Below are 22,373 nucleotides of genomic sequence, written 5' to 3'. Positions count from 1 at the left end.
AGCTGCAAAAGCTTGTCAGGTACAAATTATTTCAGTTCAAATAACTTAATAATTATGCTAAAAGCTGAGCTTAGAAAAAAATACACTCAAAAAAGAAAAGCCTTGTCTCCTGATGAGGCTTTCTTGTTATCAGAGAATATTTTCGAAAATTTCATTCATTATTTCAATCCAAAAGAATCGGAAAAAGTACATGTTTTTGTCCCAATTCCGGTAAGAAAGGAAATTGATACCCAAATCTTCATACACTATTTTCTGGCTCATAATATCCGTGTTTATGTGCCTAAAATTGTAGGTGATCAACTTATTAATATAGAAGTTTTTGAAGAAACAGTCTTTGAGACCAATAATTGGGGGATTTCTGAGCCTGTTTCCAATGAAGATTCCGGTGAGAATGCATTTGATTATGTGATTACGCCTTTGTTGTATTGTGACAAAAAAGGAAATAGGGTAGGATATGGCAAAGGGTTTTATGATGGATTGTTTCAAAATGTGTCCGCTGAGACCAAAAAAATCGGAGTCAATTATTTTGACCCCGATGAATATGTGGATGATGTCTGGGAAAATGATATTCCCCTGGACTATTTGGTTACTCCTACTAAAGTACTGTCATTCTTAAGCGGTTTGGAATAAAAATCTAAAAAGTAAAACTTAAATTCTTTTTTAAGCTTGGACGTTGAAAGCAGGATGTATTGTGCGTTCTTTTCAAAGCTTCCCAAAGACTTGTTTTTATTGTCAAAGTACTCCACATTGAACTTGGCGTAGTCTAAGGTGTCCTTTTTATAGAATTCTTTATACACATTCAGGTTGCTGACCTTTGCTGATTTTGCTTTCAGGCTGTCCAGTTCCTTCAATAATCTTTTAAAAGTCAGAGAATCCGGTTTATGGAAATAACTTTCCATCTGTGAGTAAATAACCGTATCTATTTCTGTATTTCTGTTTCCGCTAAGGTATAGGGTAGACAGATCCAGGAGTTCCTGAACTTTTTGTTTAGTAATGGAATTGATTGCCTGCATGCTGTCCATTTGTACTGCAGGATAGCTTTTTTCATTGTTGCTGTTTCGTAGTTTATCGAGGTCGCTTACCTCTGAGGTTTTATTATTACAGGCAATAAATAATGTCAGAAGCACGGTGAAAATTAAAAAATTACTTATTCTTTTCATCTGTGGTAGCAATTTTAAATTTGATGGATACAATCTTACCTTTGTTATCCTTTTTCATTTCTATTACATTCAGGTTTTTCAGAGAAGTGGTAGGGGTGGTTACCAATGTGATATATTTCTGCTTATTCAGGCTTTCTATACCATACGTATCATTGTCATAAACCTGGTAGATTACAGCATTATTACTGATCAGGTTTTCCAGCTGATTTCTTTTCTGCTTAATAAGAGCAACCTGTTCATCAGGATTTCCTCCTTTAATGTCTTTTATAGAGAAATAATAAACGGCCATCTTATAATCATCCGGTTTTAGCTCGATTTTTTCTTCTTCCGGAGCATTTTCAAGATTTCGATTTACCTCCAGAGGCTCGTAGAAAGGAGCGCTGATTCGCATTTTTAGATTTTTATCCTTCGTAGAATAATAAAAACACTCGCCCGGCTTTATTTTATACATCAACGGAGACTCATTTTCTTTCACCACCATTATTTCCAATGTATTGATAACGGAAACTCCTCTGTCTTTATCAATGAAACAATATTTGTAAGTTTTTGAAAAAAGTACATCCTTAAATCCTAAAAGACCGGTAATGGTAATCAAAACGGAAGTAACAAGTGCCCAGGCATTCTTTTTGAAGAAATTTTTCTTAAGCGGAACCGATGAAATTTCAATTTCATTAGTTGTTGTGTTGTTTTTTGTAACGTTTTGATTATCAGTATTTGATTTTTGTAAATCAGTGTTTTGTGGGGTGTTTATTTCGGGTTTTTTAGGCTGAATTTCTGTTTTTGGAAGTTCAGGTGCCGAAGAAACTGTTTTTTCTAGTTCATTGATTTCTTCTTCCTCCAGATTTTCATTTTCCAGTAATAATTCACCGGCAAAAAGATGTTGTTTTTTGAATTCATACCACGAGTCATAACCTGTATAAATACTCAATAAATTGAGCATATCTATTCTTGGCAATTTAGTAACAGGTGAAGTTTTAAAATAGGTGTAAAATGACTTTTCACTGATGTTACCTTTTGCTTTTTTCCGCAGGTCTTCCTGGAAATATATAATATCTATACCCTTCCACTTGGAGATATCATCCTGTGAAGGGGTATATTCTTTTAAGTATTGACCCTGAACTTCCTTTTTTAGCTGTTCAAAGTGTAATAGATCTAAATCTGTCAATTTTTCAAAAAGTAATTAAATTGTTGATTATCAGCTATGTTTTTTTGTAAAACTATTTTACAAAGGTATTACAATTATTTTTCATAGACAAATTTTCTAACTGCTCTACCTTTGTCTTGTTCAAATAACAGAACAGAAGAAAATTTTATAAAACAATATTAACAAAATTAAATTTAATTTATTATGAAAAAGTCATTATTCGTAGCTGCTATCGCTGCAATCTCTCTAGTTGCTTGTAAAAAAACTGAAGCTACTGCTACTGAAGGTACAACTGATTCTGCTGCTGCTACTGTAGCTGATTCTGCTGCTGTAGTTTCTGATTCAGCTGCTAAAGTTGTTGATTCTGCTGCAACTACTGCTGTAGAAGCTACTAAAGATGCTGCTGCTGCTACTACTGCTGCTGGTGCTGAAGTTGCTAAAGATGCTGCTAAAGGAGCTGCTGACGCTGCTAAAGGTGCTGCTGATGCTGCTAAAGGAGCTGCTGATGCTGCTAAAGATGCTGCTAAGAAATAATTCTAGCATACGCTTAACAATAAAAGAACCGTTTCACCCAGTGAAACGGTTTTTTTGTGCTTAGTCATTGCGAGCCAAAGGCGAAGCAATCTTATATTATTAGAAGGATAAACTATTGTCTATCCTTTTTTCTGTCTTAAAGATTCATAGCAGGTAATCGCTACTGCATTGCTCAGGTTAAGAGAATCAATACTTCCGGCCATAGGAATCAGCGTGTTTTTTCCCTTTCCGATCCAGAAATCGCTCAATCCCGAATGTTCTGTACCGAATAATACCGCCGAACGTTGTCTGAAATCTCTTTTATAAAGGTCTTCAGCACTTTCATCCATGAGCGTAGTGTAGATATTGAAACTATTCTTTTGCAGGAATTCCAATGTTTCTTCATTTTCAGCCTGATATACTTCCATTCCAAAAAGACATCCTACACTGGATCTGATTACATTAGGGTTGTAGAAATCGGTTTTCCCATCAGCAACAATCAATGCATCTACTCCAAATGCTTCACAGCTTCTTAAAATAGCACCAAGATTTCCTGGTTTTTCCACTCCTTCCACAATAATTACTGTAGAATTTTCTTTAGGAACAAATGAAGAAAGTGGCGTTTCTTTGGCGTGGTAGATCCCGATAATCCCTTCAGAACTTCCTCTGTACGCTATTTTTTCATATACTTTTTCACTTACATAATGAATTTTTCCACCGGGAAGGGTTCCTTTAAAAATATTTTCACAGATAAAGAACTCCATCGGTTCAAAATCATACTGCATGGCTCTTTCATTTTCCTGTTGGCCTTCTACTACAAAAACTTTTGATTTTTTACGAAATCTGTTGTCAGTAAGGAGCTTAGTGACATTTTTTATTTTATCGTTTTGAAAACTTTCTATCAACATTCCGCAAAATTATGCAAAATTTATGATTGAACTTCCCTGGTTTTCATAAAAAGGCTTTTCCATTTAACTTCAAATGAAATTTATTTTTCTTTTTACACAAAACTTAAATCTGAACTTTCTGTGGTAAGCGACTTCTTTATGAGGATTAGCTGTCTGACGGTTCAATAAGATTACTATTATCGATAAGACTTTGAGGCAGTTCTTTTTTGTTTTTAATTCCTAATGACTTCAGCTTTTGAGTTTGGGTAATGAGATTGTCATTTCCGGTGTGAAGTTGTTTGTAGGCATCATTATATACATTCTTTGCCTGATCCAGATTTCGCCCTACTTTTTCCAGGTTTTCCACAAAACCTACAAATTTGTCATACAGTCTTGCTCCGCGATCAGCAATTTCTATAGAATTTCTATTCTGATATTCACGTTTCCAAAGATCAGCGATCAGTTTAAGAGAAGTGATCAGATTGCTTGGATTAAGCAGAAGTATTCTTTTTTCATAAGCATAGTTCCATAGATTATGATCAGCCTGCATGGCTGCAATATAGGCTGGTTCACTAGGAATAAACATCATGACGAAATCCATAGACTTGTCGTAGTCGTCATAAGCTTTTTGACTTAGCTGTGAAATGTGTTTTTTGATAGATCCAAGATGCTGGCTCAGCTTTATGGCATACACGTCCGGATCGGTTTCGTCTACCAAATCTGTAAAGGCAGTCAGGGATACTTTGGAATCAATGATGACATTTCTTTCATCCGGATATTTTATCACTGCATCGGGGCGCATTTTTTTTCCGGAGAATTCGGAGAATAAAGCGTTATTGTCTTCATCGCGTAATTCATGTTCCAGAAAATATTCTCTTCCTTTTACCAGCCCGGATTTTTCAAGAATGCTTTCAAGGATCATCTCACCCCAGTTTCCCTGAGTTTTGCTTTCTCCTTTCAGAGCGCGGGTAAGTTTTTTGGCATCATCAGAAATCTGTTGGTTCAGTTCTGCCAGTTCCTTCACTTTTTCAGCGAGGGAGAATCGTTCTTTATTTTCCTTTTCGTAGGCCTCGTTGACTTTATTTTTTAAATCAGCAATTTTCTCCTGAAAAGGCTCCAGAATGTTTTTTAAATTATTCTGATTTAAAGTGGTGAATTTCTCTGTTTTTTCTTCTAAAATTTTGTTCGCAAGGTTTTCAAACTGAAGTTTTGATTCTTCCTGGATCTTGATAATTTCTTCTTTCTGAGTGTCAAGAGATTTTTGGAGAACTTCATTTTTTGCTGAAAGTTCGGAGTTTTTTGCAAAAATAGACTGCTTTTCAAGAATATGGGTTTCTATCTGCGAAGCTTGTCTTTGATTGGTTTGTTTTAATTCCTGAAACTGAGTGCTTAAAGAAGCATATTCGGCAGAAATTTTAGAAAATTCATTTTTCAAATCATCCAAATGGTCCTGCTGTAGGATATTGGCTTCCTTCTCTTTATTGATATTTTGATTAAGTTCCTGAATCTTAAGATTGGAATTTTCAAGATCAGACTGGTTTTTAATAGATAAGGTATTCAGCTCGTCATAAGAACTCCTTGAAACCATTGATGATTTCAGTGCAAAATATAATATAACAGCGCCCAGTACACCACCGGCAACCAACCCAATAATTAAATATATCATCTCCATCTTCCAAAATTATGAAAAAAGGCTGGAAGCTGCATGGACAATAATAGGTGTTTGTTCTACTATTTTAAAAGATGGATGAAATGCCTGAGACTATTTGATAAAGCTTCATTACTTCTCTCTTCCAGCCTCCGGCTTCCTTTCTTAATTAGAATACCTATATTTATAGGAAATTTCAGAGACTTATGAATATTTTGTTGGTAGAAGATGATCAAAGAATCAGCAATTTCCTGATAAAAGGCCTTTCCGAGGCTGGATATAATACGACGCTTGCAGATTCCGGGGAAAAGGCTCGTGAACTTCTTCATACCTATGATTTCGATATTATTTTAATGGATATCATGCTTCCCGGACTGGATGGGATGCAGCTTACCCAGATTATCAGATTTAAAGGAAATTATACTCCGATTTTAGTTTTAAGTGCATTGAACAGTCCGGATGACAAGATCAAAATGCTGGATATGGGTGCGGATGATTATTTATCTAAACCTTTCCATTTTGAAGAACTGATTTCAAGGATTAAAGCTTTAACAAGACGCAATAAACTGAGCTATCAGAAAGAAGACCAGTATCTGTCATGTGGAAATATCACCATTGATACAGACCTTCATAAGGTTACCCAGAATGATAAGGAAATTGAGTTTTCTCCTACAGAATACAAGCTTTTCACTTTCCTTATGGAGAATAAAAATAAAGTGCTGAGCAGAACCCAGATCTTACATAAAGTGTGGGGAATTGATTTTGATAATACAACGAATGTAGTAGACGTTTATATTTCCTACGTGCGTAATAAGATTGACGAAACAGAACAGAAAATAATCCATACGGTGAAAGGAACCGGCTATTTGATTAAAGACTGAAAATGACTCTCAGAAACAGGTTTACCCTTATTTCAAGCCTTTCGTTCGGCATTGTTTCTATCATCACATCTGCGGTGATATTCTTTGCTTATTATGACAGTACCAAGATTTTTTATTTTGAAAAGCTTAGAAATACGGCTCTTATTTCTGCTATTTATTACCTTGAAAAAGATGAGCTTCCAAAAGACCGTCATGCTCAGATCAAAAAAGAATATAATCACCTGATTCAGAATAACAGGGTAGCGGTTTACAATCAGCATAACGAAGTTACCTTTGGACATAATGTGAATGATAAAAATATAAAGCTTTCTCATCTGCAGGCTGTCCGAAATAATAAAGGAATTCAGTTTATGTCTGATAATCAATTCTACTATGGAATTTTTTATCCGGATAATCAAGGTGATTTCGTGGTTTTTGTAAAATCATCAAACGATTCTTTTCAATCACAGATATTGAGGCTTGCCATTATTATGCTTTCTGTACTGGTAGTGGGTTTGCTGGCAATTTACTTTCTGAGCAGGTATCTTTCTAAGGTGGTTTATAAACCTATTTCCAATGTTGTAGAACGTATTAATAAAGTGGATTACAATAATATTTCTACGGCAATTACTTCTACCAATACCAATGATGAAATTGAAGATCTTATAAAATCTTACAATAAACTGTTGGGAAGGATTTCTGAAAATGTTCTCTTACAGCAGAATTTTATTAATTATGTTTCTCATGAGTTTAAAACTCCGCTGGCAGCAATTTCCGGAAACCTGGAAGTCTTTGCCCAAAAGGATAGAACTCCGGAAGAATATAGAGAAGTGGCAAAAGAATCATTAGATCATGTTTATGAGATTGAAAATATTTTAAACAATCTTCTGCTGATGTCCGGAATGTCTAAACTGGAATCTTCTCATAAACTGATGAGAGTGGATGAGCTGATCTGGAAAATCTATGAGAAATTAGAACCGAAAGCAAAAGAAAACAATTCATCCATTAAAATACAGCTTCAGGTAACAAAACCTGCTTTGTTGGAATTTCCGGGAAATGAAACTCTGCTATATTTGGCATTATATAATATTGTTGAAAATGCGATCAAGTATTCTTATGATAAACCTGTAGTGATTGTATTATCAGAGAAAAACAGCCAGTTGTATATTGAAGTAAGAGATGAAGGAAGGGGAATTCCAGCGGATGATCTTATGAAAATAGCTGAGACTTTTTACAGGGGAAAAAATGTAGACACAGTGAAAGGCAGTGGAATTGGTTTATCCCTTTCTAAAAGTATTTTTGATCATCATCATATTGCAATGAAAATTGATTCCGTTGTAAATGTTGGGACCAGTGTTCTTCTTGAATTTCCAGCTCATTCTTGATTTTTTCTCCCACAGATTTTCCAGATCTCGCAAATTGATAATTTTAGATTCATTTTAAATCTTAAAAATCTGTGTCATCCGTGAAATCTGTGAGAGATTTGAATATTCAATAGGAGCGGTTTTTAACCCACTTACAAAATGCATTCAAAATCCTTCGGCTTCAGCCAAAACATATTAATTCAACACACTTCCCAGGAATAAAAAAAGTTCTAATCAAACTCTAATGTTGAACTAACCGAATTCTAATTTTCTTTACAATTCCCTCTAATATTAGACAAATAGCTTTGTAGTCATAAATAAAAGACCCTTGAAGAAGCTATTTTTTACCCTATTTTATATTCATTGTTTCAGTTTCTTTTCAGCGCAGATTTCAGATACTATGAAAATCAGCAGAAAGGAGGCTGAAACTATTTTTCTGGCTAAAAACCTCGACCTCATTGCACAGAAGCTTGAAATTTCCCAAGCTGAAGCAAGAGCGGTTCAGGCTAAATACTGGCCTAATCCTACATTGAGCATCAGTGAAGTAAACCTATGGAGAACGTATGATATTGAAGAGCAGCCGGCGCTGATCGGAAATTGGGGAAAGAATACCCAAATCTCTGCAGAGATAGAGCAGGTGATTCAGACAGCAGGTAAAAGACGAAAAAATATCGAGCTGCAGAAAATAGAAGTGGAAGGCGAGAAGTACGAATTGCAGGAAGTTTTACGTGAGCTTAAAAAAACACTTAGAAATACCATTACCGAAATTCTTTACAATCAGGAACAGCAGAAAATTTATCAGGGACAGATTGCTTCCATTGAGAAACTAACAAAATCCTATAACAATCAACTGAATTTGGGCAACATCAGTAAAGCTGAATATGTCCGCCTAAAAGCACAGGAAATTGAATTTAAAAAGAAACTGATTTCATTAAAACAGGAAATCGAGGATCAGCAGGTAGAGCTTAAAGCTTTATTGATGCTGCCTTCCCAGTCTTATCTGGTTATATCGGATTCATTTGTGATGCCCGAAAAACAACTTTCCGAATTAGAGGTTGCCCAATGGATGGAAAAAGCAAAAGAAAACCGTCCTGATATCATGATTTCAAGGAATAAAGAAAAGCATGCGGCTAAAAATCTGGAGATTCAAAATGCTATGAAAACTCCCGATGTCGCCGTTTCTATTGGCTATGACCGCGGAGGAAATATCATGAAAGATTTTATAGGATTAGGTGTCTCTATGGATCTTCCCATTTTCGACCGCAATAAAGGAAATATTCAGGAAGCGAGGCTTGAAATTGAGAAAAGTAAACTTGAGACCCGTAAAAACATGCTGAAGTCTGAGAATGAAATTGTCTCTGTTTTCAGAAACTATATCCGTACCCAACAGGTTTCAGAAGAAATTGATGAAAATTATGAATCTACACTTGATGGCTTGCTGGTAAGTCATGAGAAAAATTTCAGACTAAGAAATATCAGCATGCTGGAATACATGGATTTTCTGGATACCTACATCGGAAATAAAATGATCATTCTGGATACTAAAAAAGAACTTAATCAATACTACGAAAACCTGCAGTATGTTGTAGGACAAGATTTATAAGATATGAACAAAAATATTACCCAATACATTGCTGCAGCTTATCTGTCTGCTCTCATGATCTTTACAGGCTGCGCCGGAAAAGAAGAAAATAAAGAAGCCGATAAAGCTTACTGCATCAGCAAAGAACTTAAAAAAGATATTAAGCTGGTTAAAGCAGAAATGCTTCCCATAGAAGAAAGTATCACCCTTACCGGAGAGGTGGAAAGTAATTCAGATAAAACGGTTCCTTTTGTAAGTCTTGTGGACGGAGTGGTGATTGATACCTATTTCTCTCTTGGCGATTATGTGAAAAAGGGACAAACCCTGGCAAGTGTAAAAAGTACGGCTGTGAATGAAATGCAGGATGATACCCAAACTTTACAGGCACAGTTGGCAGTAGCCAAAAGAAAGCTGTCTTCTGTAGAAGCCATGTATAAAGATGATATTGCTTCACAGAAAGATTTACAGGAAGCCCGTTCGGAAGTTGCCATTTTGCAATCTAATATTTCCAAAACACAGAAAAATATGCAGCTGTATTCAGCAGGAGGAAATACCATTCAGATAAAAGCTCCGGCAGACGGATATGTTATTTCAAAGAATATTGCTAAAGGAATGCCTGTTACTGCTGGTGGAGATCAGCTGTTTACGATTTCCAATCTGGATAAAGTCTGGGTCATGGCTAATGTATACGCAACCAATATGAGACATGTTTATGTAGATCAGCCCGTAGTGGTAAAAACACTGGCCTATCCGGATGACAGCTTTTCAGGAAAGATCAATAATATTTCCCAGGTTTTCAACGAAAATGAAAGGGTTCTCAAAGCCAAGATCATTATGGATAATAATGGAATGAAGCTAAGACCCGGAATGTCTGCAGATGTTGTATTACCCGTTAACTCACAAAACAAAAGTGCATTGGCTATTCCTGCAAAAGCTTTGATTTTTGATAACAACCAAAGTTATGTAGTGGTTTACAAAAAGGACTGTGAACTGGAAATAAGACCTGTGACGGAAATAGCTTCCAACAGTCAGTATATTTATGTAGAAGGAAATTTGAAACCGGGTGAAAATGTGATTGCTTCCAACGGATTGCTGATTTATGAAAACCTGAAAAACCAATTAAATAACTCCACGAAGTAATGCGAAAATTTGTACAGAATATAGTTTCCTTCTCTTTAAAAAACTCATTGATTGTTCTTCTGGGAACTTTCCTATTGCTGGCCGGAGGAATCTATTCTTATTTACATACCCCCATTGAAGCATTTCCGGATGTTACCAATACCAGAGTAAGAGTCATTACCCAATGGCCTGGAAGAAGTGCTGAAGAAATAGAAAAATTTGTCACCATACCTATTTCCAAGGAAATGAATGCTATTCCGAATAAAACTTCGGTACGGTCTATTTCCCTATTTGGATTATCAGTGGTGACTGTTATTTTTGATGATCATGTCAATGATTTTTATGCACAGCAGTATGCTTCCAATAAACTAGGAAATGTAGAACTTCCTGGCGGAGCAGAATATAGTATTGAACCTCCGTCCGGAGCTACCGGTGAAATTTACCGGTATATTATCAAGAGTAAACTTCCCATCAAAGAAGTGACGGCAATCCAGGATTGGGTGGTAGAAAGAGAATTACTTGCGGTTCCCGGTGTTGCTGATGTGGTAAGCTTTGGAGGTGAAGAAAAAACATATGAAATAAAAATTAATCCTACGGAATTACACAATTACGACCTTTCCCCCCTGGATGTGTATGAAGCAGTTTCGAAGAGTAATATTAATGTAGGAGGAGATGTAGTGGCAAAAGGTGATCAGGCTTATGTAGTGCGGGGGATTGGTCTTTTGGAGAAAAAAGAAGATATTGAGAATATTCAGATTGAGGTAAAAGGTTCTACTCCTATTTTGGTAAAGCATGTTGCTGAAGTAAAAATTTCGGCAAAACCAAGATTAGGACAGGTAGGATACAACAAAGAAAATGATGTTGTAGAAGGAATTGTCATCATGCTTCGTGGTGAAAATCCAAGTGAAGTGATTGCGAAACTGAAAGATAGAATAGAGCAGTTGAACGGAGGAGAACTTCCCGGTGATGTTCAGATTGTTCCGATCATTGACCGTACAGAATTGGTAAATACTACTGTTCATACTGTTTCCAAAAACCTTATTGAAGGAGTTATTCTGGTTTCCATCATTGTATTTATATTCCTCTACAACTGGAGAACAACTTTCATTGTAGCATCGGTAATTCCTTTGGCTTTCTTATTTGCAATTATTATGTTGAAAATTCAGGGACTTCCGGCAAACCTGATTTCCATGGGAGCACTGGATTTCGGACTGCTTCTGGAAGGAACGCTGGTCATTGTTGAACATGTCTTTGTCGCCCTCGAACTTAAAGCCAAGAAGATAGGGCTGAAAAGATTCAACAAAATTTCAAAACTGGGAATTATTAAGAAAAGTGCCGGAAGTGTAGCAAGTTATATTTTCTTCGCCCTGTTGATTCTTATCGTTGCCCTGATGCCGATTTTCTCTTTCCAGAAAGTGGAAGGAAAAATGTTCTCACCGTTAGCATTTACGCTTGGATATGCGTTGTTAGGATCATTGATCTTAAGCTTAACCTACGTTCCGGCAATGTGTAAACTGTTACTGACTAAAAATATTGAAGAGAAAGAAAACTTTATCTCAAGGTTCTTCAGAGTTAATATCTACAGAATCTATGAGTTCAGTGACCGTCACAAAAAAGGATTCATGATTGGCTTTGTTGCTTTACTTGCCATTTGTGGATGGAGATTTTCAAATTACGGATCCGAATTTTTACCAAAACTGAACGAAGGAGCCATCTACGTGAGAGCAACTCTTCCCAACAGTGTCAACTTGGATGAATCTGTACGGTTGACCAAAGAGATGAAGGAGATTCTCATGAAATATGATGAAGTGAAATTTGTCATGACCCAGACAGGCCGTCCCAATGACGGAACTGATCCCACCGGATTTTTTAATATTGAATTCAACATTCAGCTGAAGCCGGAAAACGAATGGAAGAAAAAAATATCCAAAGAAGAACTCCTTGAAGAAATGAGAGTTTCTCTTGAAAAGTATCCTGGTATCAACTTTGGATTCAGCCAGCCAATACAGGATAATGTGGAAGAATATGTTGCAGGAGTAAAAGCTCCGCTGGTCATTAAAATTTTCGGGAATGATCTTTTCGAACTTGAAAATTATGCCAATAAAGTAGCCAATTCCATCAGAACAGTTCCGGGAATATCCGATGTGAATGTTTTTAAAAATATTGGATTGCCGGAATTGAGAATACAGCTTCATGATTCTAAAATGGCCAAGTATGGAGTTTCCACAGCAGATGCACAGGCAGTCATCGAAATGACGATTGGCGGACAGGCTGCCACTAAGTTTTATGAAGAAGAAAGAATGTTTGATGTCATGCTGAGATTTGAAAAAGATTACAGGGATACTCCGGAAAAGATGGGGAATATTCTCATCCCGACTCAGGATAATAAAAAAGTTCCGTTGAAAGAAATTGCAACGATTGATTATCATACAGGACCATCATTTATTTACCGTGAAGGAAACAGCAGATACATCGGAGTTGGATTTAATATTGAAGGGCGTGACCTGGGAAGTACCATCAAAGAAGCAAAAGCAAAAGTAGAGAAAGAAGTAAAACTTCCGAAAAACCATAAAATGACCTGGGCCGGAGAATTTGAAAGCAAAGAAAGAGCTGCAAAACAGCTGGCAATGGTAGTACCGATTTCTTTAGTTCTTATTCTGATGCTGTTGTATTTCAATTTCGGAAACATAAAAGATACGCTGATTTCATCCATTACACTGGCATTTGCGTTTATCGGAGGATTTTTATCCCTTTGGTTTACAGGAACCATCTTTGGAATTTCAGCGGGAATCGGGTTCATCATCCTTTTTGGTGTTGCAACGATAGATGGTATCGTCCTGATTGGAGTGATGAAAGAAAATCTCCAAAACAGAATGTCTCTCAAAGAATCCATTGCAGAAGGAGTGAAGAGTAGAATCCGCCCAGTGGTGATGATTGCCCTGATGGGATCTATGGGGCTTCTTCCCGCAGCGATGTCAAACGGAATGGGCTCAGAAATTCAGAAACCTTTAGCCATTATGATTGTTGGAGGATTGATTGTCTGTATGCTGCTGTCCTTTACAATACTGCCTATTATTTTCCATTATGCTTATCGTAAAAAGCATAAAGGAGCAATATAGTTTCTTTTATTTTGTTCATTATGAGGCCGGGATCCGTGAGGAAGATCCCGGCCTTTTTTGTTAAGTATTTTTTGTAGACTCTAAAATCTCAATATTTTTCACCACATCACTGCTTTCACATTTTTTAAGTTCTTTTAAAAGGGCGGGAGTGAGGATCTTCGGGTTCAGAATTTGTGTAGCGACTTTTGCTGCTGCATAATCTACAATACCGGTTACAGATTCTCTTAAGAAAATTGGAGTATTGCATGCAATGACTGCTGTTGCCCATGAGGTGTCTCGTGCTTTGGAAATTGCAAAATCAAGTACCACATTATCCTTTCCGTTAGAGAGTTGGTCAATAAGGTCTACGGGATAACAGATTTTGTTTAAAGACTCCTGCACGTTCTGATTAATAGAAGCAATGACATTATTAATATTTTCAAAATCTTTTTTCAAAGGATTTATTTTCCGGTAAGGCATTATCGTCGCTGCAGAAATACCCAGATCCAGATTGATGTGAGCATTCATACCCAAAAATATATGCTGCAAAATCAAAAGATTTTTGTTTTTAGCGGCGTCAAATGCAATGTACCATGAATTGGTGCATCTTTTTCCTTTGCTGTAGCTTTCCCATGCCTGAAGGTATCTCTGTGCAAAAGCAATGTCGAGCAATGTCATTCTAGGATTGTCTTCAAACTTTTTTTGCTGGATTCCTTTCAGAACCTGGGCTGTCATGATTCGGTAGGTACAGGCAAAATATCCTGCCGGACTTTGATTTTCTTTACACCAGATAATGATTTCATCCAGTTTTTTCAGAACTTCCTCAATGGTTTTCATGGTAGATTTTTATTTAAAGATATTGAGAAATTATTAGTACAGTATAATATTGCATATTTTTTAATTAATTCCCTTATATATGATTTATGTCATTTTGGCTTTGGGTACAAAGAAGTAAGTTTACAGACTTAAAATAAAAATATGAAAAAACTAAGTTTCTTGTTTGCCAGTATTATATTACTGTTTGCAGCTTCTTGCTCTACTGATGAGCTGGAAAATCCTAACCTAAATGAAAACTCAAAAAAAAATTCAGGGAGAAATTTTGCTAAAAGCGCTGGTGATGGTATCTATGATGTCTTAGGATACGGTTATAATGCCACGGGGGAATATGCTAATTCTAACGCTGCAGGATATCAGGTAATTGATATTGAAAAATTTAAAAACGAACAGGCAGGTAGATTGATCACTGATAATGTATTCTCTCAGGAATACCTTGAAGAGTATGGGGAAAATGCAGAAGCTTATTCAAAAATGGTCTCTACCAAAGTAGGAGCTTCAGCTGGATTCTCTTTATTTAAAAAACTTATTTCGGTTACTTTTAGTTCTGCGGTTAGCAACACTACTACCAACAAATTTGATGCAAAGTACATTTATGGAAGTTATAATCTTTTAATTAAGCAAAGAAGATTTAGATTTAATGCTACTCCTGTCTTATTATCTGATTATTTGACACCGGAGTTTTCCAGTGATTTACAGAATAATAGCCCTGCGCAGATTGTAAACGATTATGGAACCCACGTTGCCATTGATATTTATACCGGAGCTAAGTTAGATGTTATGTTTCAATCTGAAACCACCAATCAAAGCCGTGAAAAAGCAGCCAGAGTGGGAGTTAAAGTTGGGGTAAAGAGTATTTTTGATGCCAATGTTGATAATGACATCGATACTTCAGAATCCAGTAAAAACTTTTCTAGAAAATTATCCTTTAAAACCAGAGGTGGAGATCCATCGAAGAGTTTGGTGGGAGAGCTAAACCTTGACCAGGCAAATCCTAAAATTAATATTTCAAACTGGCAAAACAGCTCAACACCAGCTAATGCAGTGTTGGTAGAATTTGGAAGCAATGGTTTGATCCCTCTTTATGAATTTATTAAAGATCCTGTAAAGAAAGCTCAGTTAAAAGCTTATATAGATCAATATTTAATTGATAATCAGGTGAGACTGGATTATACCAATACTGCAAACCTTGTGAATGGTAATTTTGTTAGAAATCCTGCTACCAACCAGATATTTTTTATGTTTGAAAACAAACTTAGATATATTCAAAGTCCTATGACTCTTTACGGATTGTTTAATATTACCAGTGGTGAAATCGCGACTGTGAGTCCAAGTAATTTGTCAACAGTAGAGCGAGGGGCAGATTTAACACCTGATAATGATCTTAAACAGGATAATTATACCAATAAAATATATATGAGGGAAGGTAATACTTTAAGATATATTCCTAATATTGGTGTCTATAATAAATATCGATTTAATAATAATGCAGTTAAAAAGATAAACGGTACCAATGGTTATATCATCGGCAGCGATATTTTTTAAGGTAAAATTATAATTGTAAAAAAAAGAGACTGTCAGAAAACAGTCTCTTTTTTAATTTATCAGATTACGGGGTGATGGTAATCGGATCTGGAAAAGGTTCAAGAACCAATGGTTTGCACATGGCTGCCGGTTGACAGGTTCCTCCCATACATATAAAATTAGTCATAGTAGTGGTGCCGTCAGGACATCTGATCATGCCTTCACCGTGGCATCCTCCGGGACATTCTGCAGGATAAAGAGTTCCTCCGAATACATTTTTCAAATCTGTTCTTAAAAGTTTTGTTAAGTTCTTTTTCATGGTTTAATTTTTAATTATGATATTGGTTTATCACTTATTTACAGTGAGTTATGTAAGTTATATTGCTTTTTAGCTAAAATAATTAAATTAATTCATTGTGACAAGATGTATTTCTTAAAATAATTGTTTTTTTTAATGATAATGATCTGAAATTCAGAATTTTTTAAAAATAAACCGTATATTTAATTCCATATAAAGAGAGATAAATAGAGGAATCCGAAAATCTTCAAGAGTAGGAAACTAAATTAAACTAAATTAATCATGAAAAATCTAAAAAGCTTAAACAGAAAAGAGTTAAAAACTGTTTTGGGTGGTGCAGCATTAGCTTGTGAGACACCCGTAGATGGAGGTTGTCCGGCAGGATACATATTCTGCAGTAATCCTTATTGCTGTTATCCCCCAAGAAAACCGTATATCTGTTTTGATTAATAAAAAAATCCCTCAATTGAGGGATTTCTTGTTTATTAAGGATTTTCTTTTGCAACTTCATCATGATGTTTAAGATACAAAGGCAGGGCAGCAGAACCGTACCAGGGGAATATTTCATAACTGAAAACACCAGCCTGAACTGCAGGATCTGTTTTTACCCATTGTTCGGCTTCTTCTTTAGATTTGGTATTGAAAATAAACATGCCGCGGTAGTTTTCTTTATTCTTTTCGAGGAAAGGTCCGGCGACAACAATTTTACCTTCATCTGCCAGTTTCCCGATATTGGTCATGTGACCTTTCATGAGTTCGCCCATTTTGGCTTTATCTTCAATCTTAGCGGTACCTGTTGTCAGCATGACAATAGTATAGGGTTTCATTCCATATTTGTCAGCCCCTAAAGATGTAGCCAGTTCCTGATTGTATTTAGGTTTATCTGCTTTCTTTTCCTGAGCAATAGATAATGCTGATAGGAGGAGACCTACGATGAGTAAAGTTCTTGATTTCATCTTGTTTTATTTTGATAAATATAATAAAATCTTAAAGATTTCTGAATTGAATTTCAAATGAAGGCATGATACAAAAAAACCTCGATGGATACGAGGTTTATCTTATTGTTCAGATGAGTTTATTTTAATCTTTTATTCTTAAAAATTCTTTCGCCAGTTCAATCATCTTTGGATCGCCTGTATATTTACCATGTTCGTCAGAAAGTTTTACGGTAGGAATCCATTCTTTATTGGGAGCCTGTACACCGATGAGTTTCATCACAATGTTCATTGGTTTTAATCCCACATCATTGGTAAGGTTGGTTCCGATTCCGAATGAGATCCCAATTTTCCCTCTGCAGTAATTGGTGATTTCTTCTACTTTTTCAAGATTTAATGCATCAGAAAAAATAATATATTTAAACATAGGATTGATGCCATTTCTTTGATAGTGTGCAATGGTTTTGTCTGCAAATTCTAAAGCATCACCACTGTCATGACGCACCCCGTCAAAAAGTTTTGCAAATTTTTTGTCAAACTGCTGGAAGAAAACATCAGTAGTATAAGTATCAGACAGGGCTACTCCAAGATCACCTCTGTAAACATCTACCCAATGTTCCAGTGCCATTTCATTGGCCATTTTGAATCCATATTCAGCAGCATGGAACATAAACCATTCGTGTGCGTGTGTTCCGATAGGTTTTACGCCATACTTCATAGCAAAATGAACATTTGAACTTCCTATAAAGGTAGACTCTTTTTTCTGGGTCAAAGCTTCCATCACCAGATTCTGTACCTTATAAGAATGTCTTCTTCTGGTTCCAAATTCTGCAAATGTTACTCCAAGTCTGCCTAGTGAATCTGCTTTTTCTATCGTCTTGCTCATTACGACCTCATTAGAATCTCTTTCCATGTGGTTCATTTCATAATGCAGCTCGCTGATCAGTGCAAGCAATGGAACTTCCCAAAGGATGGTTCTGTACCAAAGACCTTCCACCGTAACAGAAAGATCGCCTCCTTCCTGATGTATTTTTACTTCGGATGGATCATAATGATACCCTTCTAAAAAATCAAGATAAGGAAGATCTATATAAGGACAGGTTCTCGCCATGAACTTTTTTTCGTCTTTCGTAAGTTTAAGTTCAGCCATCTTATTAACGGCCTCTCTTAAAGCTGCATCAAATCCATCCGGAAAGTGGTGTTTTCCCCTGTTGATAAATTCATATTTTACAATAGAACCCGGGAATAGTTTTACCACTGCATTCTGCATGGTTATTTTATAGAAATCATTATCGAGAATAGAATTTAATCTTACGCCGTTCATAATATGTGTAATTTTAACGCAAATATAAAAATAAAAAATAAAAATCGCCTAAATGTAAGGCGATTTTTTTGAAATATTTCCATGCTTTTGATGGAGTTATTTTCCAAGATAAGAATTGTACATCCAAACTTCTTTCTCCTGTTCCGTAATATAGTCGCTCATCTGAGAGTTGGTACCTTCATCTCCAGCTTTATCTGTAATGTCTAAAAGTTCTCTCTGGAGATCAATGACTACTTTAAATGAATTAAGAATCTGCTCAACACTTTTAGTACCGTCTGTCACTTCTTTACTTTCTTTAATGGTTGCCACCTTTAAATAATCAGAATAATTATGTGCAGGAGTAGCTCCCAGGGTAAGAATTCTTTCTGCAATTTCATCAATTTTTAAAACCAGACTGTTATACAATTCTTCAAACTTTGGGTGAAGGGTGAAGAACTGTTCTCCTTTAATATTCCAGTGAGAACCTCTGGTGTTCTGATAGAATACAGAATAGTTCGCTAACAGTACATTTAATTTTTCTGAAATGTTTTTGCAGTCGGCTTCTTTAAGGCCAATAATACTTGCGTTTTTCATATGTATATATTTATTTTTTTATGGTCGTATACAATCACAGCTTCTATTAAGTGTAGGAAGAAGCTTTGTGGATGTGATAGATCGTTTATTATTTTGTGTACTTCAAATTTACGAAATATCGTGCCGAACACCTCTGATTATTAATAGATGATAACTATAAGAAAGTTTTTAAATATAGTTTGGATATATCGGAGAAGGAGTCCGGAATCTGTTTACAATGAAAAATTTTATACATCATCTTTAAAAAGATAAATTTCATAATTATTTAATATCCATTTTTAAAGCTCCGGAATATAAATTTTTCTGTCTCTTTTCCGCATGTAGATTGTACTTCCATAATGGTACTTATGAAATGTGATTGATTTGGGATGTAAGTATTTGATTTTAATTTTTATATAAGTATTTGCAGATTAAAAAAATATTACTATTTTTGCACCCTAAAATAAAAAGCAATTAAATGCCTACTATTCAACAATTAGTAAGAAAAGGAAGAGCCACGCTTGCCAAGAAGAGCAAATCGGCTGCCCTTGATTCTTGTCCACAAAGACGTGGAGTATGTACGAGAGTATATACTACTACACCTAAGAAACCTAACTCTGCACTTAGAAAAGTAGCAAGGGTAAGACTTTCAAACGGTAAAGAAGTTAACGCCTATATCCCGGGCGAAGGACATAATCTTCAAGAGCACTCGATAGTATTGGTTAGAGGCGGAAGGGTGAAAGACCTACCGGGAGTACGTTACCACATCGTAAGAGGTGCATTAGACACCGCTGGTGTAAATGGAAGAACTCAGAGAAGATCTAAGTACGGAGCTAAGAGACCTAAACCAGGACAAGCAGCTGCTGCTCCTGCAAAAGGAAAGAAAAAATAATCATTAAATAAGGTACAAAAGCAATGAGAAAGACAAAAGCGAAAAAAAGACCGTTGTTACCAGATCCGAAATTTAATGATCAATTGGTAACGAGATTCGTAAACAACTTAATGCTAGACGGTAAGAAGTCTATCGCATTCAAAATTTTCTATGATGCATTAGAGATCGTAGAAACTAAAAAAGGAGATAACGAAAAAACTGCACTTGAAATCTGGAAAGATGCACTTACAAATGTAATGCCTCACGTAGAAGTACGTTCTAGAAGAGTAGGTGGAGCTAACTTCCAAATCCCTATGCCAATCAGAGCTGATAGAAAAATTTCTATGGCAATGAAATGGTTAATCAAATATTCTAAAGCTAGAAATGATAAGTCTATGGCTTTGAAATTAGCTAACGAAGTTGTAGCTGCTTCAAGAGAAGAAGGTGCTGCTTTCAAAAAGAAATCTGATACTCACAAAATGGCGGAAGCTAACAAGGCTTTCTCACACTTCAAATTCTAATCTGAAATGGGAAGAGATCTTAAATTTACAAGAAATATTGGTATCGCTGCTCACATTGATGCAGGTAAGACTACCACTACAGAAAGGATTCTATTCTACACAGGGGTAAACCACAAAATTGGAGAAGTTCACGATGGTGCTTCTACAATGGACTGGATGGAGCAGGAAGCAGAAAGAGGTATTACTATTACTTCTGCAGCTACCACTTGTTCTTGGAACTTTCCAACAGATCAAGGAAAACCTGTTGCTGATACTAAACCTTACCACTTCAACATCATTGATACACCGGGACACGTTGACTTCACAGTAGAGGTAAACAGATCTTTAAGAGTATTGGATGGATTGGTATTCTTATTCTCTGCAGTAGATGGAGTAGAGCCTCAGTCTGAAACAAACTGGAGACTTGCTGACAACTACAAAGTTGCAAGAATGGGATTTGTAAACAAAATGGACAGACAAGGTGCTGACTTCCTTAACGTGGTAAACCAGGTTAAAGAAATGTTAGGATCTAACGCAGTTCCAATCGTTTTACCAATCGGTGCTGAAGAAGATTTCAAAGGTGTTGTTGACTTAATTAAAAACAGAGCGATCATCTGGGATGAAGCAGGACAAGGAGCTACTTTCGAAGTAGTGCCAATTCCTGAAGACATGAAAGATGAAGTTCTTGAATACAGAGAGAAATTAGTAGAAGCTGTTTCTGAATATGACGAAACTTTGATGGAGAAATTCTTCGAAGATCCGGATTCAATTACAGAAGAAGAAATTAATGCTGCATTGAGAGCTGCTACTATCGATTTATCTATTATCCCAATGACTTGTGGTTCTTCATTCAAGAATAAAGGAGTACAGTTTATGTTGGATGCAGTATGTAAATACTTGCCTTCTCCATTGGATAAAGATGATATCAAAGGTACTGACCCAAGAACAGATGCTGAAATTACAAGAAAGCCATCTGTAGATGAGCCTTTCTCTGCTCTAGCATTTAAGATTGCTACTGACCCGTTCGTGGGAAGATTAGCATTCTTCAGAGCATACTCTGGAAGACTGGATGCTGGTTCTTATATCTTGAACACTCGTTCAGGAGATAAAGAAAGAATCTCTAGAATCTATCAGATGCACGCTAACAAGCAAAACCCAGTAGAATATATTGAAGCTGGTGATATTGGTGCAGCAGTAGGATTCAAGTCTATCAAAACTGGTGATACAATGTGTGACGAGAAAAACCCAATCGTTCTTGAATCGATGGTTTTCCCTGATCCGGTAATTGGTATCGCTGTTGAGCCTAAAACTAAAGCTGACCAGGATAAAATGGGTAACGCTCTAGCTAAATTGGCTGAAGAAGATCCAACGTTTACGGTTAGAACTGACGAAGCTTCTGGACAAACGATCATCTCTGGTATGGGTGAACTTCACTTAGATATCATTGTTGACCGTATGAAGAGAGAATTCAAGGTTGAAGTAAACCAAGGACAACCTCAGGTAGAGTACAAAGAAAACTTAACAAAAGTTGCTCAACACAGAGAAGTTTACAAAAAACAATCTGGTGGTAAAGGTAAATTTGCTGACATTGTATTTGAACTAGGACCTGCAGAAGAAGGTAAAATTGGTTTAGAATTCATCAATGAGATCAAAGGTGGTAACGTTCCTAGAGAATTTGTTCCTGCAATTGAAAAAGGCTTTAAAGCTGCAATGAAAAACGGTCCTTTGGCTGGTTTCGAAGTTGAAGGTATTAAAGTTATTCTTAAAGACGGATCTTTCCACGCGGTGGATTCTGATGCTCTTTCATTTGAAATGGCTGCTAAATTAGGATTTAAAGAAGCGGGACGTGCTGCTAAGCCAGTAATTATGGAGCCTATTATGAAACTGGAAGTTGTAACTCCGGAAGAATATATGGGTAACATCATTGGTGACCTTAACAAAAGAAGAGGTACTATCAGTGGTCAGGAAGAGAAAAACGGTGCTGTTGTAATCAAAGGTTCTGTTCCACTTTCTGAAATGTTTGGATATGTAACTACTCTAAGAACACTTTCATCAGGAAGAGCTACTTCTTCTATGGAATTAGAGAAGTACCAAGCTACTCCACAAAACGTTGCTGAAGAAATCATAGCTAAAGCAAAAGGTTAATTTTTAAATTAAAGA

The 22,373-nt window shown here is 36.1% G+C and carries 21 protein-coding genes; 12 read left to right on the top strand and 9 right to left on the bottom strand.

What is annotated here, in order from left to right:
* The first annotated feature begins 54 nt into the window (after positions 1-54).
* Positions 55-630 carry a 5-formyltetrahydrofolate cyclo-ligase gene (locus tag JOE44_RS15085; RefSeq protein WP_209786187.1) on the top strand — a complete coding sequence of 192 codons (576 nt, stop codon included), beginning with the start codon at positions 55-57 and terminating at the stop codon, positions 628-630.
* On the opposite strand, the gene JOE44_RS15080 is transcribed toward JOE44_RS15085, so the two are convergent.
* Positions 579-1,160 (bottom strand): hypothetical protein, encoded by a 582-nt coding sequence (locus tag JOE44_RS15080; RefSeq protein WP_105683303.1) that lies wholly within the window; start codon positions 1,158-1,160, stop codon positions 579-581. The two genes, JOE44_RS15085 and JOE44_RS15080, sit on opposite strands and share 52 nt — an antisense overlap.
* A complete protein-coding gene (locus JOE44_RS15075; RefSeq protein WP_209786186.1) occupies positions 1,144-2,325 on the bottom strand; it encodes a hypothetical protein in 1,182 nt (393 codons plus the stop codon). The genes JOE44_RS15080 and JOE44_RS15075 overlap by 17 nt, the downstream gene beginning before the upstream one ends.
* 183 nt (positions 2,326-2,508) lie before the next feature.
* On the opposite strand from JOE44_RS15075, the gene JOE44_RS15070 reads away from it, so the two are divergent.
* A complete protein-coding gene (locus JOE44_RS15070) occupies positions 2,509-2,838 on the top strand; it encodes a hypothetical protein (RefSeq protein ID WP_034694620.1) in 330 nt (109 codons plus the stop codon).
* 119 nt (positions 2,839-2,957) lie between these two features.
* Here the strand turns inward: JOE44_RS15070 and JOE44_RS15065 are convergent, their stop codons facing one another.
* Both JOE44_RS15065 and rmuC read right to left on the bottom strand, forming a co-directional pair.
* On the bottom strand, positions 2,958-3,725 hold the full coding sequence (locus JOE44_RS15065; RefSeq protein ID WP_209786185.1) for an RNA methyltransferase: 768 nt from the start codon (positions 3,723-3,725) through the stop codon (positions 2,958-2,960).
* Between the two features lie 145 nt (positions 3,726-3,870).
* Positions 3,871-5,376 (bottom strand): DNA recombination protein RmuC, encoded by a 1,506-nt coding sequence (rmuC, locus tag JOE44_RS15060; protein ID WP_209786184.1) that lies wholly within the window; start codon positions 5,374-5,376, stop codon positions 3,871-3,873.
* A gap of 182 nt (positions 5,377-5,558) precedes the next feature.
* On the opposite strand from rmuC, the gene JOE44_RS15055 reads away from it, so the two are divergent.
* The 5 genes from JOE44_RS15055 (at position 5,559) to JOE44_RS15035 (ending at position 13,396) form a co-directional block, all read left to right on the top strand.
* Positions 5,559-6,233: a response regulator transcription factor gene (locus tag JOE44_RS15055; protein ID WP_209786183.1), complete on the top strand. Its 675-nt coding sequence runs from the start codon at positions 5,559-5,561 to the stop codon at positions 6,231-6,233.
* A gap of 2 nt (positions 6,234-6,235) precedes the next feature.
* Positions 6,236-7,597, top strand: coding sequence for a HAMP domain-containing sensor histidine kinase (locus JOE44_RS15050; RefSeq protein WP_209786182.1), 1,362 nt, complete (start codon positions 6,236-6,238; stop codon positions 7,595-7,597).
* A gap of 307 nt (positions 7,598-7,904) precedes the next feature.
* Positions 7,905-9,179 (top strand): TolC family protein, encoded by a 1,275-nt coding sequence (locus JOE44_RS15045; RefSeq protein WP_245169790.1) that lies wholly within the window; start codon positions 7,905-7,907, stop codon positions 9,177-9,179.
* 3 nt (positions 9,180-9,182) lie between these two features.
* Positions 9,183-10,298, top strand: a complete 1,116-nt coding sequence (locus JOE44_RS15040) for an efflux RND transporter periplasmic adaptor subunit (RefSeq protein ID WP_209786181.1) — start codon at positions 9,183-9,185, stop codon at positions 10,296-10,298.
* Positions 10,298-13,396 (top strand): CusA/CzcA family heavy metal efflux RND transporter, encoded by a 3,099-nt coding sequence (locus JOE44_RS15035; protein WP_209786180.1) that lies wholly within the window; start codon positions 10,298-10,300, stop codon positions 13,394-13,396. Before JOE44_RS15040 ends, JOE44_RS15035 begins: the two co-directional genes overlap by 1 nt.
* A 60-nt stretch (positions 13,397-13,456) precedes the next feature.
* Here JOE44_RS15035 and JOE44_RS15030 read toward each other — a convergent pair whose 3' ends face one another.
* A complete protein-coding gene (locus tag JOE44_RS15030) occupies positions 13,457-14,212 on the bottom strand; it encodes a DUF5995 family protein (RefSeq protein ID WP_209786179.1) in 756 nt (251 codons plus the stop codon).
* A 141-nt stretch (positions 14,213-14,353) separates the two neighbouring features.
* On the opposite strand from JOE44_RS15030, the gene JOE44_RS15025 reads away from it, so the two are divergent.
* Complete coding sequence (locus JOE44_RS15025; protein ID WP_209786178.1) at positions 14,354-15,754, top strand: MAC/perforin domain-containing protein; 1,401 nt, start codon at positions 14,354-14,356, stop codon at positions 15,752-15,754.
* A 64-nt stretch (positions 15,755-15,818) separates the two neighbouring features.
* Here the strand turns inward: JOE44_RS15025 and JOE44_RS15020 are convergent, their stop codons facing one another.
* Positions 15,819-16,052 carry a hypothetical protein gene (locus JOE44_RS15020; protein ID WP_209786177.1) on the bottom strand — a complete coding sequence of 78 codons (234 nt, stop codon included), beginning with the start codon at positions 16,050-16,052 and terminating at the stop codon, positions 15,819-15,821.
* Positions 16,053-16,313: 261 nt separating this feature from the next.
* Here JOE44_RS15020 and JOE44_RS15015 point away from each other — a divergent pair, with 261 nt between their 5' ends.
* Entirely contained in the window at positions 16,314-16,481 is a 168-nt protein-coding gene (locus JOE44_RS15015; protein ID WP_156106412.1) for a hypothetical protein, read from the top strand.
* A gap of 35 nt (positions 16,482-16,516) precedes the next feature.
* Here the strand turns inward: JOE44_RS15015 and JOE44_RS15010 are convergent, their stop codons facing one another.
* From JOE44_RS15010 to JOE44_RS15000, 3 genes are all read right to left on the bottom strand, one after another.
* Positions 16,517-16,987 carry a YciI family protein gene (locus JOE44_RS15010; protein WP_209786176.1) on the bottom strand — a complete coding sequence of 157 codons (471 nt, stop codon included), beginning with the start codon at positions 16,985-16,987 and terminating at the stop codon, positions 16,517-16,519.
* Between the two features lie 124 nt (positions 16,988-17,111).
* Positions 17,112-18,290 (bottom strand): nicotinate phosphoribosyltransferase, encoded by a 1,179-nt coding sequence (gene pncB / locus JOE44_RS15005; RefSeq protein WP_209786175.1) that lies wholly within the window; start codon positions 18,288-18,290, stop codon positions 17,112-17,114.
* A 96-nt stretch (positions 18,291-18,386) separates the two neighbouring features.
* A complete protein-coding gene (locus tag JOE44_RS15000; RefSeq protein WP_105683318.1) occupies positions 18,387-18,863 on the bottom strand; it encodes a Dps family protein in 477 nt (158 codons plus the stop codon).
* Between the two features lie 457 nt (positions 18,864-19,320).
* Here JOE44_RS15000 and rpsL point away from each other — a divergent pair, with 457 nt between their 5' ends.
* The 3 genes from rpsL to fusA are packed head-to-tail and all read left to right on the top strand — an operon-like array spanning position 19,321 to position 22,358.
* Positions 19,321-19,734: a 30S ribosomal protein S12 gene (gene rpsL, locus JOE44_RS14995; RefSeq protein ID WP_002983146.1), complete on the top strand. Its 414-nt coding sequence runs from the start codon at positions 19,321-19,323 to the stop codon at positions 19,732-19,734.
* Positions 19,735-19,757: 23 nt separating this feature from the next.
* Complete coding sequence (gene rpsG, locus JOE44_RS14990; protein WP_034694654.1) at positions 19,758-20,234, top strand: 30S ribosomal protein S7; 477 nt, start codon at positions 19,758-19,760, stop codon at positions 20,232-20,234.
* A 6-nt stretch (positions 20,235-20,240) separates the two neighbouring features.
* Positions 20,241-22,358, top strand: a complete 2,118-nt coding sequence (fusA, locus tag JOE44_RS14985; RefSeq protein WP_105683319.1) for an elongation factor G — start codon at positions 20,241-20,243, stop codon at positions 22,356-22,358.
* Positions 22,359-22,373 lie beyond the last annotated feature (15 nt).

This window comes from Chryseobacterium sp. PvR013, from assembly GCF_017833095.1.
Classification (GTDB): Bacteria; Bacteroidota; Bacteroidia; order Flavobacteriales; family Weeksellaceae; genus Chryseobacterium; species Chryseobacterium culicis_A.
The sequence above is the reverse complement of the archived record's forward strand: the minus strand, read 5'-3'. Positions and strand labels throughout refer to the sequence as shown.

What these genes read in the sequence shown, in the direction of transcription:
- JOE44_RS15025 (WP_209786178.1), top strand. Translation starts at nt 14,354, where the DNA reads ATGAAAAAACTAAGTTTCTTGTTTGCCAGTATTATATTACTGTTTGCA.
- JOE44_RS15040 (WP_209786181.1), top strand. Translation starts at nt 9,183, where the DNA reads ATGAACAAAAATATTACCCAATACATTGCTGCAGCTTATCTGTCTGCT.
- JOE44_RS15015 (WP_156106412.1), top strand. Translation starts at nt 16,314, where the DNA reads ATGAAAAATCTAAAAAGCTTAAACAGAAAAGAGTTAAAAACTGTTTTG.
- fusA (WP_105683319.1), top strand. Translation starts at nt 20,241, where the DNA reads ATGGGAAGAGATCTTAAATTTACAAGAAATATTGGTATCGCTGCTCAC.
- JOE44_RS15085 (WP_209786187.1), top strand. Translation starts at nt 55, where the DNA reads ATGCTAAAAGCTGAGCTTAGAAAAAAATACACTCAAAAAAGAAAAGCC.
- rpsL (WP_002983146.1), top strand. Translation starts at nt 19,321, where the DNA reads ATGCCTACTATTCAACAATTAGTAAGAAAAGGAAGAGCCACGCTTGCC.
- JOE44_RS15080 (WP_105683303.1), bottom strand. Translation starts at nt 1,160, where the DNA reads ATGAAAAGAATAAGTAATTTTTTAATTTTCACCGTGCTTCTGACATTA.
- JOE44_RS15055 (WP_209786183.1), top strand. Translation starts at nt 5,559, where the DNA reads ATGAATATTTTGTTGGTAGAAGATGATCAAAGAATCAGCAATTTCCTG.
- JOE44_RS15000 (WP_105683318.1), bottom strand. Translation starts at nt 18,863, where the DNA reads ATGAAAAACGCAAGTATTATTGGCCTTAAAGAAGCCGACTGCAAAAAC.
- JOE44_RS15010 (WP_209786176.1), bottom strand. Translation starts at nt 16,987, where the DNA reads ATGAAATCAAGAACTTTACTCATCGTAGGTCTCCTCCTATCAGCATTA.
- JOE44_RS15070 (WP_034694620.1), top strand. Translation starts at nt 2,509, where the DNA reads ATGAAAAAGTCATTATTCGTAGCTGCTATCGCTGCAATCTCTCTAGTT.
- rmuC (WP_209786184.1), bottom strand. Translation starts at nt 5,376, where the DNA reads ATGGAGATGATATATTTAATTATTGGGTTGGTTGCCGGTGGTGTACTG.
- JOE44_RS15030 (WP_209786179.1), bottom strand. Translation starts at nt 14,212, where the DNA reads ATGAAAACCATTGAGGAAGTTCTGAAAAAACTGGATGAAATCATTATC.
- JOE44_RS15065 (WP_209786185.1), bottom strand. Translation starts at nt 3,725, where the DNA reads ATGTTGATAGAAAGTTTTCAAAACGATAAAATAAAAAATGTCACTAAG.
- pncB (WP_209786175.1), bottom strand. Translation starts at nt 18,290, where the DNA reads ATGAACGGCGTAAGATTAAATTCTATTCTCGATAATGATTTCTATAAA.
- JOE44_RS15050 (WP_209786182.1), top strand. Translation starts at nt 6,236, where the DNA reads ATGACTCTCAGAAACAGGTTTACCCTTATTTCAAGCCTTTCGTTCGGC.
- JOE44_RS15020 (WP_209786177.1), bottom strand. Translation starts at nt 16,052, where the DNA reads ATGAAAAAGAACTTAACAAAACTTTTAAGAACAGATTTGAAAAATGTA.
- JOE44_RS15035 (WP_209786180.1), top strand. Translation starts at nt 10,298, where the DNA reads ATGCGAAAATTTGTACAGAATATAGTTTCCTTCTCTTTAAAAAACTCA.
- rpsG (WP_034694654.1), top strand. Translation starts at nt 19,758, where the DNA reads ATGAGAAAGACAAAAGCGAAAAAAAGACCGTTGTTACCAGATCCGAAA.